This is a genomic window from Clostridium budayi (assembly GCF_055396605.1).
In genome coordinates, this window is sequence record NZ_AP042456.1 from 1811087 (window position 1) to 1827078 (window position 15992).

Annotated in this window: 18 protein-coding genes; 4 read left to right on the forward strand and 14 right to left on the reverse strand. The window is 25.3% G+C overall.

The genetic code is table 11. The features are described 5' to 3' along the window. Nucleotides 1-4 precede the first annotated feature (4 nt). From ACZ5TJ_RS08625 to ACZ5TJ_RS08670, 10 genes are all read right to left on the reverse strand, one after another. Nucleotides 5-652, reverse strand: a complete 648-nt coding sequence (locus ACZ5TJ_RS08625) for a TerD family protein (RefSeq protein WP_464198821.1) — start codon at nt 650-652, stop codon at nt 5-7. A 25-nt stretch (nt 653-677) separates the two neighbouring features. Next, nucleotides 678-1301, reverse strand: a complete 624-nt coding sequence (locus ACZ5TJ_RS08630; RefSeq protein WP_464198823.1) for a TerD family protein — start codon at nt 1299-1301, stop codon at nt 678-680. A gap of 242 nt (nt 1302-1543) precedes the next feature. Then, nucleotides 1544-2947, reverse strand: coding sequence for a toxic anion resistance protein (locus ACZ5TJ_RS08635; protein WP_464198825.1), 1404 nt, complete (start codon nt 2945-2947; stop codon nt 1544-1546). 24 nt (nt 2948-2971) lie between these two features. After that, complete coding sequence (locus tag ACZ5TJ_RS08640) at nt 2972-4513, reverse strand: YceG family protein (RefSeq protein WP_464198827.1); 1542 nt, start codon at nt 4511-4513, stop codon at nt 2972-2974. 59 nt (nt 4514-4572) lie between these two features. Beyond that, nucleotides 4573-5328 carry an HAD family hydrolase gene (locus tag ACZ5TJ_RS08645; protein ID WP_464198829.1) on the reverse strand — a complete coding sequence of 252 codons (756 nt, stop codon included), beginning with the start codon at nt 5326-5328 and terminating at the stop codon, nt 4573-4575. A 2-nt stretch (nt 5329-5330) separates the two neighbouring features. Next, on the reverse strand, nt 5331-6386 hold the full coding sequence (locus ACZ5TJ_RS08650; protein WP_464198831.1) for a cysteine protease StiP domain-containing protein: 1056 nt from the start codon (nt 6384-6386) through the stop codon (nt 5331-5333). Between the two features lie 14 nt (nt 6387-6400). Then, complete coding sequence (locus ACZ5TJ_RS08655) at nt 6401-7639, reverse strand: phosphoribosyltransferase domain-containing protein (protein WP_464198833.1); 1239 nt, start codon at nt 7637-7639, stop codon at nt 6401-6403. 1 nt (nt 7640) lies between these two features. Continuing rightward, nucleotides 7641-8726, reverse strand: a complete 1086-nt coding sequence (locus ACZ5TJ_RS08660) for an HpcH/HpaI aldolase/citrate lyase family protein (RefSeq protein WP_464198835.1) — start codon at nt 8724-8726, stop codon at nt 7641-7643. Between the two features lie 87 nt (nt 8727-8813). Beyond that, complete coding sequence (locus ACZ5TJ_RS08665) at nt 8814-9368, reverse strand: hypothetical protein (RefSeq protein ID WP_464198837.1); 555 nt, start codon at nt 9366-9368, stop codon at nt 8814-8816. Between the two features lie 212 nt (nt 9369-9580). Further along, nucleotides 9581-10480, reverse strand: a complete 900-nt coding sequence (locus ACZ5TJ_RS08670) for a zinc ribbon domain-containing protein (protein WP_464198839.1) — start codon at nt 10478-10480, stop codon at nt 9581-9583. Between the two features lie 140 nt (nt 10481-10620). On the opposite strand from ACZ5TJ_RS08670, the gene ACZ5TJ_RS08675 reads away from it, so the two are divergent. Continuing rightward, on the forward strand, nt 10621-11655 hold the full coding sequence (locus ACZ5TJ_RS08675) for a YARHG domain-containing protein (RefSeq protein ID WP_464198842.1): 1035 nt from the start codon (nt 10621-10623) through the stop codon (nt 11653-11655). Between the two features lie 10 nt (nt 11656-11665). Beyond that, the gene (locus ACZ5TJ_RS08680; RefSeq protein WP_464198844.1) at nt 11666-12514 is read left to right on the forward strand and encodes an N-acetylmuramoyl-L-alanine amidase family protein; all 849 of its coding nucleotides are present in this window, start codon (nt 11666-11668) and stop codon (nt 12512-12514) included. 177 nt (nt 12515-12691) lie between these two features. Here the strand turns inward: ACZ5TJ_RS08680 and ACZ5TJ_RS08685 are convergent, their stop codons facing one another. The 3 genes from ACZ5TJ_RS08685 to ACZ5TJ_RS08695 form a co-directional block, all read right to left on the reverse strand. Then, nucleotides 12692-13207, reverse strand: coding sequence for a hypothetical protein (locus ACZ5TJ_RS08685; protein WP_464198846.1), 516 nt, complete (start codon nt 13205-13207; stop codon nt 12692-12694). A gap of 70 nt (nt 13208-13277) precedes the next feature. Next, nucleotides 13278-13718: an ASCH domain-containing protein gene (locus tag ACZ5TJ_RS08690; RefSeq protein ID WP_464198848.1), complete on the reverse strand. Its 441-nt coding sequence runs from the start codon at nt 13716-13718 to the stop codon at nt 13278-13280. Nucleotides 13719-13989: 271 nt separating this feature from the next. Next, a complete protein-coding gene (locus ACZ5TJ_RS08695; protein WP_464198850.1) occupies nt 13990-14124 on the reverse strand; it encodes a hypothetical protein in 135 nt (44 codons plus the stop codon). Between the two features lie 164 nt (nt 14125-14288). Here ACZ5TJ_RS08695 and ACZ5TJ_RS08700 point away from each other — a divergent pair, with 164 nt between their 5' ends. Continuing rightward, entirely contained in the window at nt 14289-14504 is a 216-nt protein-coding gene (locus tag ACZ5TJ_RS08700) for a hypothetical protein (protein ID WP_464198852.1), read from the forward strand. 115 nt (nt 14505-14619) lie between these two features. Here the strand turns inward: ACZ5TJ_RS08700 and ACZ5TJ_RS08705 are convergent, their stop codons facing one another. After that, nucleotides 14620-15069, reverse strand: a complete 450-nt coding sequence (locus ACZ5TJ_RS08705; RefSeq protein WP_464198854.1) for a hypothetical protein — start codon at nt 15067-15069, stop codon at nt 14620-14622. 502 nt (nt 15070-15571) lie between these two features. On the opposite strand from ACZ5TJ_RS08705, the gene ACZ5TJ_RS08710 reads away from it, so the two are divergent. Further along, complete coding sequence (locus ACZ5TJ_RS08710) at nt 15572-15814, forward strand: hypothetical protein (protein WP_464198856.1); 243 nt, start codon at nt 15572-15574, stop codon at nt 15812-15814. Nucleotides 15815-15992 lie beyond the last annotated feature (178 nt).

Here is a 15992-nt window from a genome sequence, read left to right on the forward strand (position 1 = left end):
TACTTTATCTATACTCTTTTTCTAAATCTCCAATAGTTGTTTTTAATAATTGTCCTACTGCTTTAAAGTTCCATGAAGTACCTTCTCTATATAATTCTGCAAATATAATACCAGTGTTATCTCCACCACTTTCCATAAGATTAAATCTACAGATTTCTTTTTCTCTATTATCAGCATCTAATAATCTTACATATGAATTTCTTATCATACCAAAATTTTGTCTTCTCATCTTAGCACTATATATAACTACAGTAAATAAAACTCTTTCACATTCTTCTGGAATGTTTGATAAAGTAACTATTATTCTTTCGTCATCTCCATCCCCTTCTCCTGTTAAGTTATCACCTGTTGAATATATACCTTGAGATTTTTTAGAGCCAAAGTATACTAATCCTTTTTTCTTTAAAAGCTTTCCATTTTTATCTAATAAAAGTGCAGCTAAATCTAAATCAAAATCTGCTCCCCTTGTACTAACATCCCAACCTGCACCAACAATTACATTATTAAGTGATGGGTTAGTTTTTGTTAAATCTAAAATATCATTTTTTTGTAAGTTAAGTACTCCAGGTGGAGGAGTCATAGTTGCTGTGCTTGCTATATTGTTATTATTTGAAGTTTCATCATTTACTAACTTCTTAAAAAAGTTAAACATTTAAAAATCCCCTCTCATTTAAACATTACATATATAATCCTAATATTCCATTTAAGTCAGCTATTTTTCCTTCTCCAATTGCTTTAAAATTCCACTCTGATCCATTTCTATAAAGCTCTGCAAATATTACTGATGTTGCAGTTGAGCTATTTTCTTTTAAGTTGAATCTACAAATCTCTCTTTCCCCATTTTTTGCATCTAATAATCTTACAAATGAGTTTTCAACCATTCCAAAAGTTTGTCTCTTTTGCATAGCTTCAAATATACTTACAACAAAAACAATTTTATGAACTTCTGGACTAATCATTGATAAATCAAGTTGTATTCTTTCATCATCACCTTCTCCAGCACCTGTTCTATTATCACCCTCAAGAAATATACCTTGTCCTTGCATATTGTTAAAGAATATTACACTTTGTCCTACATTTGTAATTTTTGAATTTTTATCTAATAAAAATGCTGATATATCAAGATCAAAACTATCACCTGAAACTGCAACATCCCATCCTGCTCCTAGAATTACTTTTTCTAAACCTGGTTCTTTCTTTGTTAAATTTAAAATATCATTTTTCTTTAAATTTAAGGCACCCGCTCCTTGATTATTGTTATTATTACCTAAGTTAAAATTTCCCCCTAAATTAATTCCCATAAGTCTACCTCTCCCTATTAAATTATACATAGTTTTCATTTTTTTCTTATACAGTTTAATTTTACCACATACCTTATTTGTGTCAATATTTTGAATTTTTTTATGATATTCGTTTATTTTCTCTTTATTTTTTCATTTTTTGTTAAATTTATTTTTATTTTATTCATATTTTTCTAAAAATAATAGTACTTTTAACTTCTCTATTAAGTAGTATGAATTAAAAGTACTATTAAAAGTTTCAATTACATGTTTATATTTCTTTTCATATCTTTCTTTATTGCCTCTAATCTTACAACATTTTGACCTCTTTGTTGCTTGTTAGCTTCTTGTATTGCCTTAGTTTCTTCAATACCTTTCATTATAGTTGCATATGATTTTTCAAGAGTTTCTATACTGATTGAACTTGTTGATGCCATTTTAGCGATATTTGCTGATTGTCTTGCAGTGTTTGCTGCATTTCTTTGTATAAGTTCATTTGTCTTATCATCTAATTGCTTAATTGATTTTGCTTGTATTTCTTGTCTTTTTAATATTACAGCTTGTGCTAAGCATTGTTTAAATATTGGAAGCGTAACTATAAATGATGAATTTATTTTTCTCATTAAATTAAAGTTTGACATTTGAATATTTTGAATCATAGGAACAGCTTGTATTGCAACATTTTCAGCTATTCTTAAATCATATATACGTTGTTCTAACATTTCCTTTGCCATTTCAAGCTTTTGAATCATCATCTGCTTTTCTTCTGGATTAACTTGGTCTGTATTTTGATATTGATTTATATATACTTCAATTTCTTCAACAGCCATTTCTCCTGCAACTATATATTTTTCTAATAATTGATAAAACTGAACATTTCCATCTGATAATTTCTTTAACTTATTATTTGATTCTCTTATTTCTGATTCATATCTCTTTAATAAGACATATACTTTTTCAATTTCTATTCCCATAGTATCATATTTTTGGAATAACTTTGCAACAGATGTTTGAGCTGCTTTAAATATCTTTCCAAGCATTGAAGGTTCTTTAATATCTTCAAGTTCCTTTACATCAAACTTATCCATAATCTTAGTTAAGTGAACTAACATTTCACTTACTTCTTCTGATTTTACTTCCTTCATTGAACTTAATAATTCGTCTGAAACCTTTGATATATTAGAACTTGCTTGTTGTCCAAATTGAATTATTGAGTTTGGATTAGCTATTTCTACTTCACTTGTTAGTGCCTGTACTTCTGGAAGTTGTCTTAGTCTTAATTTATATGCTTCTGGATCTTCTTCAATTGTTTGAGGCATCTGCTCTTCATACCCCATCATACTTTGATTATTCATAACCATTTGACCATTCATCATAGTTTGATTATTCATCATTCCTTGGTTACCCATCATTCCTTGGTTACCCATCATACCTTGATTGTTCATCATTCCTTGATTATTCATCATACCTTGATTACCCATCATTCCTTGACTTCCCATCATTCCTTGATTGTTCATCATACCTTGGCTTCCCATCATTCCTTGGTTATTCATCATTCCTTGGCTTCCCATCATGCCTTGATTGTTCATCATTCCTTGGTTATTCATCATATCCTGATCATCCATCATATTTATATTCCCCATAATATCAAAGTTGTTTTCATTCATTATTCCCATTCTCCTTAAAACCCTTTATTTAAATATTCTTTTTAAAATACTTGAACCTTTTAATTCAATTTTTCTATATTTTGATTCATAATTCATCTGCTCTAATCTAGTAGTTACTATTCTATCTTCCTTTATAATTTTTCTAATATTACAAAGACCTGATGGATTAAATATAATAATATCTATTCCTATTAGATGAAGATATCCAAGTAGCATAGTCATAGACTCATTTATTGAATCTTCATAATTTAAGTATATTACTATTTTAGGTACGTTTGATGTAAAGTCAAAATTATCAATAAGTCTTACAATGTTTTCATTCATAGAAATTATTAAAACTAATAATTTTAGAACTTTATTTTTATCAAAATCAATTTTAAATAAATCTTTTTCTAGTATTGTTTCATTAAATTTATTTAATATTAAATCTTGAACTTCATCACTATATTTTGAAAACTTATATATAGGAAGCTTTTTTATTTCTTCTATATCAAAAGTTCCATCACTTAATTGACAAAACATAAGTTGATACATATCATCTGTAACACCTGCATCTAATGATATATTTCCACTATTAAAAAATAATGTATTTGGAGAATTTACACACTTATTTACTAAATCATAAAATTTATTTGTATCTATATATTCCCCATCAATTTTATAAAAGAAACAAGGTACTTTTACTACAGTATTTGATGTTTTAAAGCCTGGCCTAAGTTTTGCAGGTTCATTCAAATATATGTTTAAATCTTCAACAATTCCATTTATTAAAACTGATTTTGTGTATCCTCCTCTAAACTGCCAAGGTACATACATTCCTGTATTTGAAAACAATTCATCTCTAACATCTCTTTGAATTGATTTTGTTAAAGTTTCATTTACTTCTAATACTCGTCCATTTTTTGCTCTATCTTTAAAAGTTTCAATTTCTAGTATGCTCATACCTTTAATAATGGTTGTTATTTTATCTTTATCTATTTCTTCAAAGTATTCTTCCTTTAATGGATTTATATAAATAACATCAAAGCTCATTAAATGTAATATCATAAGGAAGTAAATTTCATGTCTTCCAATTTTCCCATAATATATGCATTTAGGATTTATATCATCATTAAATTCAATTTCTCTTAAATATGAATAACACCATACTATAAGCTTTGTAATAAAATTATTTCTTACACTATCACTAAAGAAATTTTCATTTGAAACAGCAAGTCTAGTAGCATATTCTAATGCTTTTAAAAATACATTATTAACTTCAATACTATTAAGTATATTAATATCTTCTCTAGATATATTAAATATATCCATATTATTAAGCTCATTATAAATGTACTGTATGAGCTCCATTTCTCCACTTATAGGAATTTCATTATCAAAAATTAATGCTTTATTACTTATATCATGAACTTTTGTCTCAATAGTTTTTAATAAATTATTATAGTTATTAACATCATCTACCCCTATAAATCTATAAAAATACGGCTTAAATTCAGCATTATTTCCTCTTCTATCGTATTTATTTCTAAACATAGAGTGAATTATTGTGTTAAAATCTTTATTCATTCAAATCACTCCTTTTATCTATATTTTATACCAAAATATTCTATAATATCAATATAATTCTACACAATTTGCATATATTCTTTTATTATTTCTAGTATATCTTCAGTTGAGTGGATTCCTTCCTTTTCCGTTATATTAGCATTTTCATGAATAAAGGAAGCATGTCTTGGTAATATGCACTTTCCTTTTGTAGTAAACTCTCTATCAACTTCACTATCTCCTGATGTTATTACATTTTGCAAATTGAATTTTTCTATAATATAATTAACAGCATGTATTTTATTTATATTTTCATTTATTATAAATATTTTACTATGAACTTTAATTACTTTATCTGGACATTTAAAGTTATCCTTTATAATATTAAAGCTATCATCTGCATCTTTAATACAATCAAACTTAATTGCTATATAAAAGTCTTCAATATTTCTAATGTCACAGCTAATAATATTTAATGTTTTTAAAAGTCTTATCTTTTCCTCTACTTCTTCTCTTGTAACTATTTTTCTTATACGTAAATCCCACTCTTTATCTAATACTCCATCAACATATATTGAAGCTCCATTTGTACAAATTATAATTTTAGGATTATATTCTCTTATAAAACTAATTCTTAGCGTTTGATTTAAATTACGCATTGTGCATGGTATTAAATTAAAATTACTTAAAGCTAATATGTTTAAAAGTTCCTTGTAGCTTTTCTCTGTCATATAAGTTATTTCTTTTTTTCCATTATATTCAACGCATTTGAATCCTTTATTTTTAGAATGAATTATCGTTCTATCTAAATCTGTAATAAAATTAATTTCTTTCATCCCTACTCCTCTATAATTGCTATACATTTATAATGGCTTTTATTATATTTTATTACTTTCACATTTTTTTCTTTTGCAAGATAGATTATATGTTCTAAATTTTTATCTTCTAAATCTTTAACTAAAAGAGTATCAACTTTCCTTCTTATAAGAGCCCTTGACGCTTCACCAATGCTTAATTTAATTTTATTTATATCTTTCACTTTAAATTCTTCTTTAATTTTTTTTGTAACTATATCTGCTATTTCTTCTTTTTCATATTCTAAAAAAATTTTATCTTCTTTAGTGAAGTTTTCTTCTATTACTTTTATAAATTTTTCTGAGTAATCATAATCCTCTAAATAAGAAAGTCTCTTTGCTCCATGAAAATCGTCCCTGTCTATGTACTTTTCATTAAGTACTGTTCTACTTATAAGTCCACTTACAGTAGAATTTAAAACACAATTTGGGATTATAACATCTTCTCTAGTTCCGCAAATATTGCAAAGTCTCGCCGGATCTGCAATTACTGCTAAATCACTTGAAATGTTTAAATTATACTTATAATTAAACTCTTTTATTGATTTAATTAATTCCTTTGTTATAGAACCTTTACCTGTCCACCCATCAATGAACTGTATTTTGCTATCCTTATTTTCTTTTACAATATATTTTAAAGCATTAAAATCTATTCCTCGTCCTCTAATTATAGAAATACTATAATGCTTAACATCTAAGTTATACTTAAATTTAATATATTTTTTAATTAATATTCCAAAAGGAGTACCAGCTCTAGCTAAAGAAACTAAAACAACATTATCCCCTTTAGATTTAATAATAGCTTCTGATACTACCCCTATATAATTTGCTATTTGTTCTTTTACATTTTCTAATTGATTTAAAAAGATTTTTGTAATTTTATCACTTGGAACTGATTCTTTTGAAATAAATTCTGAATAGCTAATACCACTTTTTATAAGTTTCTCTTTTTCACTAATTGTTATTTCAGTTATATCATCTGATATATCTTTAAGAAGCATTATAACTCCATCTTTATAACTACTTTTTATTAACTTCATACCTTTTCTCCAATTTATATTTTAAAAATAAGTATGTTATTAGTTAGCTTTAAATCCAAATCATTTTCTGTAATTAAAATTACTCTATCATACTTACTTTCTATCTCTTCTTTGTTATACATATAATATTTAACGCCTTCATCATAGAAAATATTTTTTGTCTTTATAGGATATCCTTCTTTATCTTCACAAAATATTGGACTTCTAGTTGTTGTTTTAAAATAAGCATCATTTTGAATATAAGAAGCTATTTTGCTTGGTATATAAATATTTTCACCATGTCCTAAAACTAAAATTTTCTCGTCTTTACCTATATATTTTTCAATTTCTTTTGAAATGGACTTTAAGCAATTATCAGTTTTAACTATTTCTTCTCTACTTACTCCAAATCTTCCACTATTTTTATAGTGACTTTTTTCTTTTTTTTCTTCAGTTAAAACCGTTATTCTATCTAGCATATTTATATTTATAACATCAGTTTTTTCTTTTATTTCTACTTCATTATTGTCTTTATATATTGTTTTATCATTAACCTTTATATTTCCACTTATTAAAGATACAACGTTAACTTCAATATTCATTTCATTTTCTAATACATTAAATTGATTCTTATGTTCTTTGTTTCTCCAATCTAATATACTTAAAACTGTATATTTTCTAACTTTAGTAACTTTAGTAAGTTCCCTAATTATATTAATCATTGACTTTCCTGTAGTTATTTCATCATCAACTAAAATAATTCTATCTTTATTTATTACATTTTCTTTTTCTATTGGGAAACATTTATGATCTGTTGCATGTGAATGTTCTTCACAAAAATTTATAAGAGGATTTATTGAACTTATACTTTCTCTAGTTGTTGTTAAATAATACGACTCCTCAATTGATGAAGCTACAGACATTCCAAGTCCTGTTGCTGTTTCTGCAAACCCTAGTACTAATACTCTTTCCCCATTACTTTTAAATGTATAATTATCAATTAATTCTTTTACCTCTTTATCTATATTTTCTGGATTTTTTATATATTGTAATAATTTATTTATATTAGTTAAGTCATTTTCTTTATATATAGCTGAAGCTAGTAAAATACCAATACACTTTACAATATCTCCTCTAACTTCAATATGTTTTCCAAGAACTTTACTTATAAATAGGAAATTTCTTAAACTGTTATTAACCCTTTTCCCAATAATTATTAAATCATCTAAATCCATATTATAAATATTCTTATCTATATTTATTTCCATATTCATGCTAATACTCCCTTAGCAAGTCGAAACTTGTAATACCTTCATTTAATACACCAAAAGCTTTAGACTTTATTAATATTTTTCTAGCCCAATTTAAATGTGGCATTACTTCATTCATCTTGTTATTAGATTGTCCTTTAAAGACTCCACCTATATTCGAACTGTCAATAATATTTATTGCATCTATGTATTCGTCAAAAGTTACAGTTTGCATCATATTAACAAAATCAACTTGATTTGGATGTATTACGGTTTTTCCTATAAAACCATTTTCAATATCTAAATTTATTTCTCTTAAAAGACCTTTTACTTCTTTAGAATATAAGTCTTTTGAAAAATATTCAAATACAGGTGCTGATACTACATAATTAGAACTACATCTTGAAAAGAAATTGATAATATCTATAAGACAATCAGATACAACTTTAACATCATATATTGAAGTTGTTACTTTTCTTCTAAGCCCAAACTTAGATGAAAAGTCAGTTCCACCAACTCTAATATTTAAAACATATTCTTTGTATTTATCTATTATCTCCTTTATTTTAATTAATTCCTGAATTCTACTCTCTTTATATATAACTCTTTCGCTTTCAATAATAGGCATACCGTATAATACAGTATTATTTATTTCATTTATTTCTTTTAAATGACTAAAGTATTCTTCTCCATTTGAAGAATCAAATTTTGGAAATACAAATCCTGTTAATATATTAAAATCTGTACTATTTAATATACTTGAAAAGTTTTTAAATTGACTTATATTTCTCACTCTTAAAAATATTAACGGAAGATTCTCAATAATTAGCTTGTCCTCTATAATAGCTTCATTTAATTTTTTTAAAATGTTTTTCACATTATTTTCTGCAATAGCAACTTCATCACTTTTAGTTGCATCTTCAAAACAAAATGTTAAACAACCTATATTTTTAAATTCCCCATTTATTAATTTACTAGATATATCTTTTGTAGCACTCATATACATATTAGCTCCAAGACAATACATTAAAAATTCTTTATTACTAAATTTATTAAAATTCTCCGGCTCTTTATAAAATAAATCTTTATAAACCCCTTTAAAATATCTCAAACCATTCCCTTCTTTCACTATTACTTTTTAAGTAATGAATATAAATTAAGTCGGCACACAAATTATAATATGGCCGACTTAAATATCTTAGTCTCTATCTAATATATTTTTTATTTTTTCATTTTTTTCATCATATGATATTATTTTTAACTCATATTGTTTTTCTATATTTTTTATTTCATCAAAGTACTTAAGTCTATTTTCATGAATCTTAATTTTATTTGTATATTCATATTTATTTATTATGTTCATTGAAAGAGCTTTATCTAATTTCTCTTTTTCTTTTTCAAATTGTTCAGCTGCCTTTTTCTTTTCTTGGAGTATTATTTTACTATCTAATTCTTTTGTAGACTTAATAATTTCATTTTTAAGTTCTTCTTTTTTTGATATTTTTGGGTTTAATATACTAAAGATGTCATTAAGCTCTAAATTTTGTATCTCTCCATTTATTTCTATATAAGATACAACTCTCTTACCAATTTCTTCATAAGCTGATTTTATTTCTGTGTCTAATACTTTAACTTCCTTTTCCATCTTGTTAATTTTATCTTGCTCTTTAGCTGTAACTGTAATAGTGTTTGCTAAATCAGAAACATTTTTTCCTATAGATTCAGTCATAATCTTTAAATTCTTTAATATCATATTCTCACCCACTTTTATTTTATTAATAACATTTTAAAAATATTAACATTATATGAATATAATAGTATATTAAATAAGCTTTGTCGATATATAATTACAATTTTGTATTATTTTAGTTCATAAACTATAGCCATTTTTACTCTAATAAAAGAAAAAGGACTTTATTAAGCTTATACTTAATAAAATCCCTTAAAATATATAACTAATAAAAGTTAAAAAAGTGCACCTATATAATTATTAATAGATGATACTACATATTCAACACATAAATAATTAGTAATTACAAAACCAATACCATATATAAATCCAAATATATAAATAAATCTATTCTTTTCTTTAAATAAGCTATTATAACCTACAAATAATAAAGCTATAACCATAGCTGACATAAATGCAGTAGCAAACAAACTAAATGTAACTCCAATTAATAATAATACTGAAGAAAGTATAGTAAATAATAAATTAAATATTGATACTACAGCAAATACTTTTAAAAATTCACTTACTGAAAATTCCACTTTAATAACAAACTTATAAATAATAAAAATTGCAATTAATATAATTCCATATAAAGCTACATAATGAAGTAAATTAAATACATATACCTTTCCAAATGGGAAATACATATCAAATATACTTGAAAATTCATTTTTAAATCTCATAGCTTCACTAAATCCCATTTGTGAACCTTCAAAACTATTTACTAAATTCATAATTGTCTTAAATATGCTATAAGCAAAAGAACGTAATGAAAGTGCCTGTATTAAAGGAATAAGAAATGCTATTACAATTATATATAAAGCACTAATTTCTTTTGAAATTATATCTTTTCCTGATTTAATTGTTGTAATTGGGTGTTTTACAGACTCAGTAAAAAATCTAGCTATTTTGCTTGGATCAAAATGATTTTGTCCTTTTTGATAAACATTTTTACTATTTGCATATTCACTATAGGCATATGGATTATGCTCGTAATGATTACCTTCTTTATTATTAATGTTTTGAGCATTGTCTCTATTAATATTTTGATTGTTACCTTCAATCCTTTGTCCACATTCTGGGCAGAATATTGAGTCATCTGGTATTTCTTTACCACATCTTGAGCAATACATTCTAACTCCCCCTTTAAATAAACATTACAGGAAAATTATAACTTAATAAAGATAAATTTGTCAAATAAGCTCAAAAGTGCTAAATTATTTATATAAATACATAATAAAATTTAAATTCCATCAATAAAGGAGATGTAGAAATGAAATTTTGTCGAAAGTGTGGTGCCGAAATAACTCCCGGAGATAAATTCTGCGGCAAATGTGGTACACCTTTAGAAGGTAATAATACCCCTAACTCTTCTACTACTAATGATACTACATTAAATGATAATGCTTTTAATAATGTTAATAATAGTACAATCATTAACAACGATTCTTCTAAACCTTTAGGTGGTGAACATAATCACCCACCTATAGAAGATTTTAAATATCATAAAGGAAAGAAAAAAGGCATTATAATAGGATCTATAGCTTTCATAATTATAATAGTAGCTTGCATATTATTTTTAGAAAGAAACAATTTACTTTATAGCTATTATTATAATAAAGCTAATAATGCAACCACAATAACATCTAAACTTGCAAATTATAATAATGCTTTAGAACATTCTTATACTAATGAAGTTATAAATGATATTTTTAATACTTTAAAAGATGATAAAGATTTTAAAAATGATATTAACTCTGTATATAATCTAAGTGATAAAGATAAAAAAGATTTAATTTCTAGAATTGCAATTTATGCTGCTGAAAATGCTTATAATAGTGGAGAATATGAAAATGCTCTTAACTATTTAAATATGGCAAATGATAATGGTGCTGATATAAGTAAATTAAGTATATATGACAAACTTAAAGAAAAGATAAATAGCTCAAATTATGATGATTTTACTAATTATTATAATAATTCTAATGATAATACTAGCAGTACTATAAATTCTTCAGACTTTGAAAAAGCTTTTGACTCTGCTAATGGTTATTTAGCTCCAGATAGTGATAGTGCTTACTTAACAGAAAATGAACTTAAAGGTTTCAGTAAAAATGATCTTGCATTAATGAGAAATGAAATATACGCAAGACACGGATATATATTCCATACAGAACCTTTTGTATCATATTTTAATTCAAAATCATGGTACACTAAAAACCCTTCATTTAAAGGTGATAATAAAGAATTAAATAAATATGAGTTATATAATGTTAATTTATTAAAAAAATTAGAAGATTCAAAATAAGGATATAAAAATGAAGAAGTTTATAATCTTTATAATAGCGTTAATTTTTAGCACTTCACTTATTTGCTATATAGTAAATTCAAATAAATCTGATAAAAAAATTAATGAAAATGAGTCTACTGTATCAACTAAAAGCTCATCTAATAAAACTAATCTTAAAGATGAATTAAAAGAGCTTGAGAAAAATGTAGAGAAAAAGCACGATGAAAATTCTAATAAAGATAATAAGAAAAAAGATATTACTATAGTTATAGATCCAGGTCATTCAAATAAGTCTACAAATGAAACTGAACCTATATCTCCTGATTCAAAGGAAAAGAAATTAAAAGATACTTTAGGTTCTACTGGAGTAAATAGTAAGGTACCTGAATATGTAATAACTAATGGCGTAGCCTTATCTTTAGAAAAAATATTAAAAGATGATGGCTATAACGTAATAATGACAAAACGTGATATTAATACTCCTATGAGTAATATAGAGCGTACAGAAATAGGTAATAAAAATAAGGCTAATTTAATGATTAGAATTCACTGTGATGGTGTTGATTCTCAAAGTGCAGTTGGAGCTTCTATACTAGTTCCAGAAGCTAAAGGAAATGTAACACCTAAAATTTCTAAAGAAAGTAAAGAGTATGGTGAAAAAATTATAAATAAATACACTAGCTATTTAGGTCTTAAAAATAGAGGTGTAGTTTATAGAGGTGATTTAACTGGCTTTAACTGGTCAAAGGTTCCTATTGTACTTATAGAACTTGGATTTATATCTAATCCAAAAGAAGATGCCTTATTAAGCAATGAGAAAAATTATAATAAAATTGCAACTGGAATAGCTAATGGAATTAATGATTGCTTCAAATAAAACACTTTGCATAATATTAAACAAATTTTGATATATAAAACTAACAAAAGTGAGCAGGTATAAACCGCTCACTTTATTATTTAGTTCGTGCAATATTAAGATTGCGAATCAAAAAACTTGTGAATATGCTTATTGGTTAGTCAACATTTTAAACGGCGTATCTGCACTCCTTGTATTTCATTTAGAAAAAAATGTATTAAAATATTTATTGATTTGCTCGATTGAAGTACTCAAATCAACTTGAGTTGAATTTTTTTCCTTCATCTTATTGATTAATAAATTAAAATCGTTATATAGAGCTTTGAGATAATTCTTTTCAGTATCTGAAATAATACCATCTTCTAAAATTCCACTAATGTGCAAGCCATCTAAATTCCCTGATTCAGAAGAGAGCGTAAAAACTAACTGGTCAAAATACATTTTATTCCAATACAAATTATCATCAACATAGCTATAGTAGTAAAAAATTGCATCGCAAAGCCTTTGTATCTCTGATTTAGCATCTTTTATCGATTCTATGTTTTCGTATTTTGTTTCTGGGTCAAGTAATATTTTAATATTTTTCAGTCCACCATAAACTTGTGCAAGAAAATGACTCTTTTTATCATTTTGTTTCAAAATGTAGTTTACATTGATTCCTATCGAAATAAAAAGAAAAATAACTATCATTAATGTGAGCCAGTATTTTCTCATAATACGCCTCCTTTCGTTTAACACGTAATATAATACAATTGTTCATTTAATATACTCAACAAATTAGAATTTAAATTTTAAATACAACTTTAAATTCTTCACATACAACTTTCATATCTTCATCAAACGCTTTACCAACTTCAGACATACACATTGTAAAAAACTCTTCATGACATTTTTTCCAATAAGATAGCGACTTGTCACCCTCCCCTTCCTTAAATGCATGTTCATTACTTATATCCTTAAACTTTACTACATAAACTTTTGTTGTCTGAACAATACAAATAGCATTTTCTTCACAGTCTAATATAATGTTATACTCTCCTATCTTAGGCAAAGGTTCATTTTCGATTTCATATAGTGGATATGCAGATGCAGTTGCTGTTTTTTCACCTCTTAATACTAAATCTGCGAGTAAATTGGCATCAACTCCAAATGCCCATGCTTTATATTCTCCCTTAATATTATCTTTTGTCTTTTTATATTCAATCCACATTTGTTCTGCATTCATAATAAATCTCCCTATAAATTTATATTTATGATATCAAAAGTGTCATTACTTCACATTTTAATATAATTGTTCTTTAATAAATTATTATTCTCTTAATTATTGCTACTAAACTTATGTAAGTAAAAGCATAATATTTGCATTTATTTGAAGCTATTAGTCCACTCACTTTTTAAAATTAGTCTATTTGTTTTAATGGTTTTTGTTCCTATATGATTCATTGATTCACCTCAATATTCTTTATTATTTAAATTAATAATAAATTGAATCCTTTTTATCCAAGCCAGTTATAAGTATATGCCAAAACTCCTAAATAAGCTCCTATTACTCCAAATATTATAGTAACAATTGCTATAAGCCTTGGATTCTCACACCATTTAACATATTTTTTTGATTTGATATTATTCATATATCATATTTAGTAACCTATTTTAGTAATTACTAAAATCTCCTTTCTTAGAATTTAATAAAATAAATTTCCATAAGATAATTGTAACTTTTATTCCTTAATTTGTAAATTAGCTTTAATAGATGTATACTATATTTAGTATATTATGTATGGAGGTTCTTATATTGAAAAAATTAAATAATTACACTTACTTTGGATTATTATTTTACGGTATTTGGTTAATGTCATTATCCCTTAAATTCTTACCTAGTTTAATTGAAGGATTATTCGTAGGGTTAGGATGTATTTTCATTTTAATTGGATTAAATCCTGAAAATAATGGTATATTAAGATTAAAAAACTATAGAATGTATTTATTGAATAAGGTTCTTAAGAAATAGTATGCTTACTATTTCTTAAGAAGGCTCTATTTTAAACTAATGTTTATAAATTAACATAATTAAAGTGGACAAAGTAATTTGTCCACTTTAATATTTAGTTCGTTTAATTTTAAAATTATTCGCCATCGAGAACTTTCTTTAGACTTTCATTTATAGCCTCAGAATCTTCAGGATGTGCCAAAAGTAATTCATTTGATTTAAAAACAGCTGCAGAGTGTGCAGTTTGTACTGATTGTTTCTCTTTAGGATCATCAATAGAATTAATGTAATCCTCTTGTTTCTGCCAAGCATTTTTTATTAAGTCATAGTATTCTTCTTTATTTGCTTCTTGTTGTGTACTTGGTTTTACCTCCTTATCATCTGGCTCACTTTTTACTGCATTTTCATCAGATGTGGATGTAGTTTTTATATTTTCTTCTCCCGAACTTTGGGTGTCGCTAACAGATTGGCTTACACTTGATTTAGAAGAATTATCTTTCCCTTCTAAATTATTATCCTGTCCACATCCAACAAGTGACATGGATAATAACAATAATCCTAATTTTAAAAATAGCTTTTTATTCATTTCACTTTTCTCCTCAAAATAGATATCCTATTACATAGTTTAATAAAATCACGAATTAATCATAACATATTTTTCTAATACTGTAATATTCAAATATTTTATAATATATATAAATAATATTTATGTTAGTTTAAAATTTTAATAAGATAATCATAACTTTTATTCCTCAATTTGTAAATTAACTCATAATGGATGTATACTATATTTATTATATTATTTAGGGAGGTATCTATTTGGAGAAAATTTCTGCTTAATTTTAATATTAATAATTATTGGTTTATATCAAATATTTAGAAAGAAGGTAATTTAAATGATGGACTTTGTTTATGCTGCATTTCCTTGGGTTGCTTTTGGAATTGGTCTTGCCGCTCTTCTTACTCATATGAATTTAAAAAAAGATAAATCAAACTAGGATAATTAAAAGAGTAGATAAGTTAATATAATTTAATAAGTAGTACAATTATTTAATAGTTGTTCACTAAAAAGAGGAGAGAAATATTTTATGTGGATTAGGACTCAAGATAAAAAAGAATTAGTTAATGTGAATAGAGTTTTTATTAGCAAAATATTTGGAGATAAAAATAACTCCGCAGCTATATGGGGAGAATTTAAGCGTAATAGTATCTTTTCAGAAAATAAAATACTTCTAGGACGTTATGCAACCATTGATGATGCAATTAAAGAAATAGATGAAATTCAAAAATGCATTACAGAAAATTTAAATAACACTTATCAAATGAGATAATTAAATTTAAGTATATTTTTACTAGTATTTTAAAAAATTATAGTGGGAAAATAATATTTGAAATAATAAATACTGATTTAGGTATAGTAAGGTCAAAAGATATACTAATTGATATCTTGCGAAACAGGTAATATACCATAATTTAACCTTTAATTTTAAATTAATATAAAGAAAAGGT

Excerpts from the sequence above, each read along its gene's own strand:
- ACZ5TJ_RS08625 (WP_464198821.1), bottom strand. The coding sequence starts at position 652 with ATGTTTAACTTTTTTAAGAAGTTAGTAAATGATGAAACTTCAAATAAT.
- ACZ5TJ_RS08630 (WP_464198823.1), bottom strand. The coding sequence starts at position 1,301 with ATGGGAATTAATTTAGGGGGAAATTTTAACTTAGGTAATAATAACAAT.
- ACZ5TJ_RS08635 (WP_464198825.1), bottom strand. The coding sequence starts at position 2,947 with ATGAATGAAAACAACTTTGATATTATGGGGAATATAAATATGATGGAT.
- ACZ5TJ_RS08640 (WP_464198827.1), bottom strand. The coding sequence starts at position 4,513 with ATGAATAAAGATTTTAACACAATAATTCACTCTATGTTTAGAAATAAA.
- ACZ5TJ_RS08645 (WP_464198829.1), bottom strand. The coding sequence starts at position 5,328 with ATGAAAGAAATTAATTTTATTACAGATTTAGATAGAACGATAATTCAT.
- ACZ5TJ_RS08650 (WP_464198831.1), bottom strand. The coding sequence starts at position 6,386 with ATGAAGTTAATAAAAAGTAGTTATAAAGATGGAGTTATAATGCTTCTT.
- ACZ5TJ_RS08655 (WP_464198833.1), bottom strand. The coding sequence starts at position 7,639 with ATGAATATGGAAATAAATATAGATAAGAATATTTATAATATGGATTTA.
- ACZ5TJ_RS08665 (WP_464198837.1), bottom strand. The coding sequence starts at position 9,368 with ATGATATTAAAGAATTTAAAGATTATGACTGAATCTATAGGAAAAAAT.
- ACZ5TJ_RS08670 (WP_464198839.1), bottom strand. The coding sequence starts at position 10,480 with ATGTATTGCTCAAGATGTGGTAAAGAAATACCAGATGACTCAATATTC.
- ACZ5TJ_RS08675 (WP_464198842.1), top strand. The coding sequence starts at position 10,621 with ATGAAATTTTGTCGAAAGTGTGGTGCCGAAATAACTCCCGGAGATAAA.
- ACZ5TJ_RS08680 (WP_464198844.1), top strand. The coding sequence starts at position 11,666 with ATGAAGAAGTTTATAATCTTTATAATAGCGTTAATTTTTAGCACTTCA.
- ACZ5TJ_RS08685 (WP_464198846.1), bottom strand. The coding sequence starts at position 13,207 with ATGAGAAAATACTGGCTCACATTAATGATAGTTATTTTTCTTTTTATT.
- ACZ5TJ_RS08690 (WP_464198848.1), bottom strand. The coding sequence starts at position 13,718 with ATGAATGCAGAACAAATGTGGATTGAATATAAAAAGACAAAAGATAAT.
- ACZ5TJ_RS08695 (WP_464198850.1), bottom strand. The coding sequence starts at position 14,124 with ATGAATAATATCAAATCAAAAAAATATGTTAAATGGTGTGAGAATCCA.
- ACZ5TJ_RS08705 (WP_464198854.1), bottom strand. The coding sequence starts at position 15,069 with ATGAATAAAAAGCTATTTTTAAAATTAGGATTATTGTTATTATCCATG.
- ACZ5TJ_RS08710 (WP_464198856.1), top strand. The coding sequence starts at position 15,572 with ATGTGGATTAGGACTCAAGATAAAAAAGAATTAGTTAATGTGAATAGA.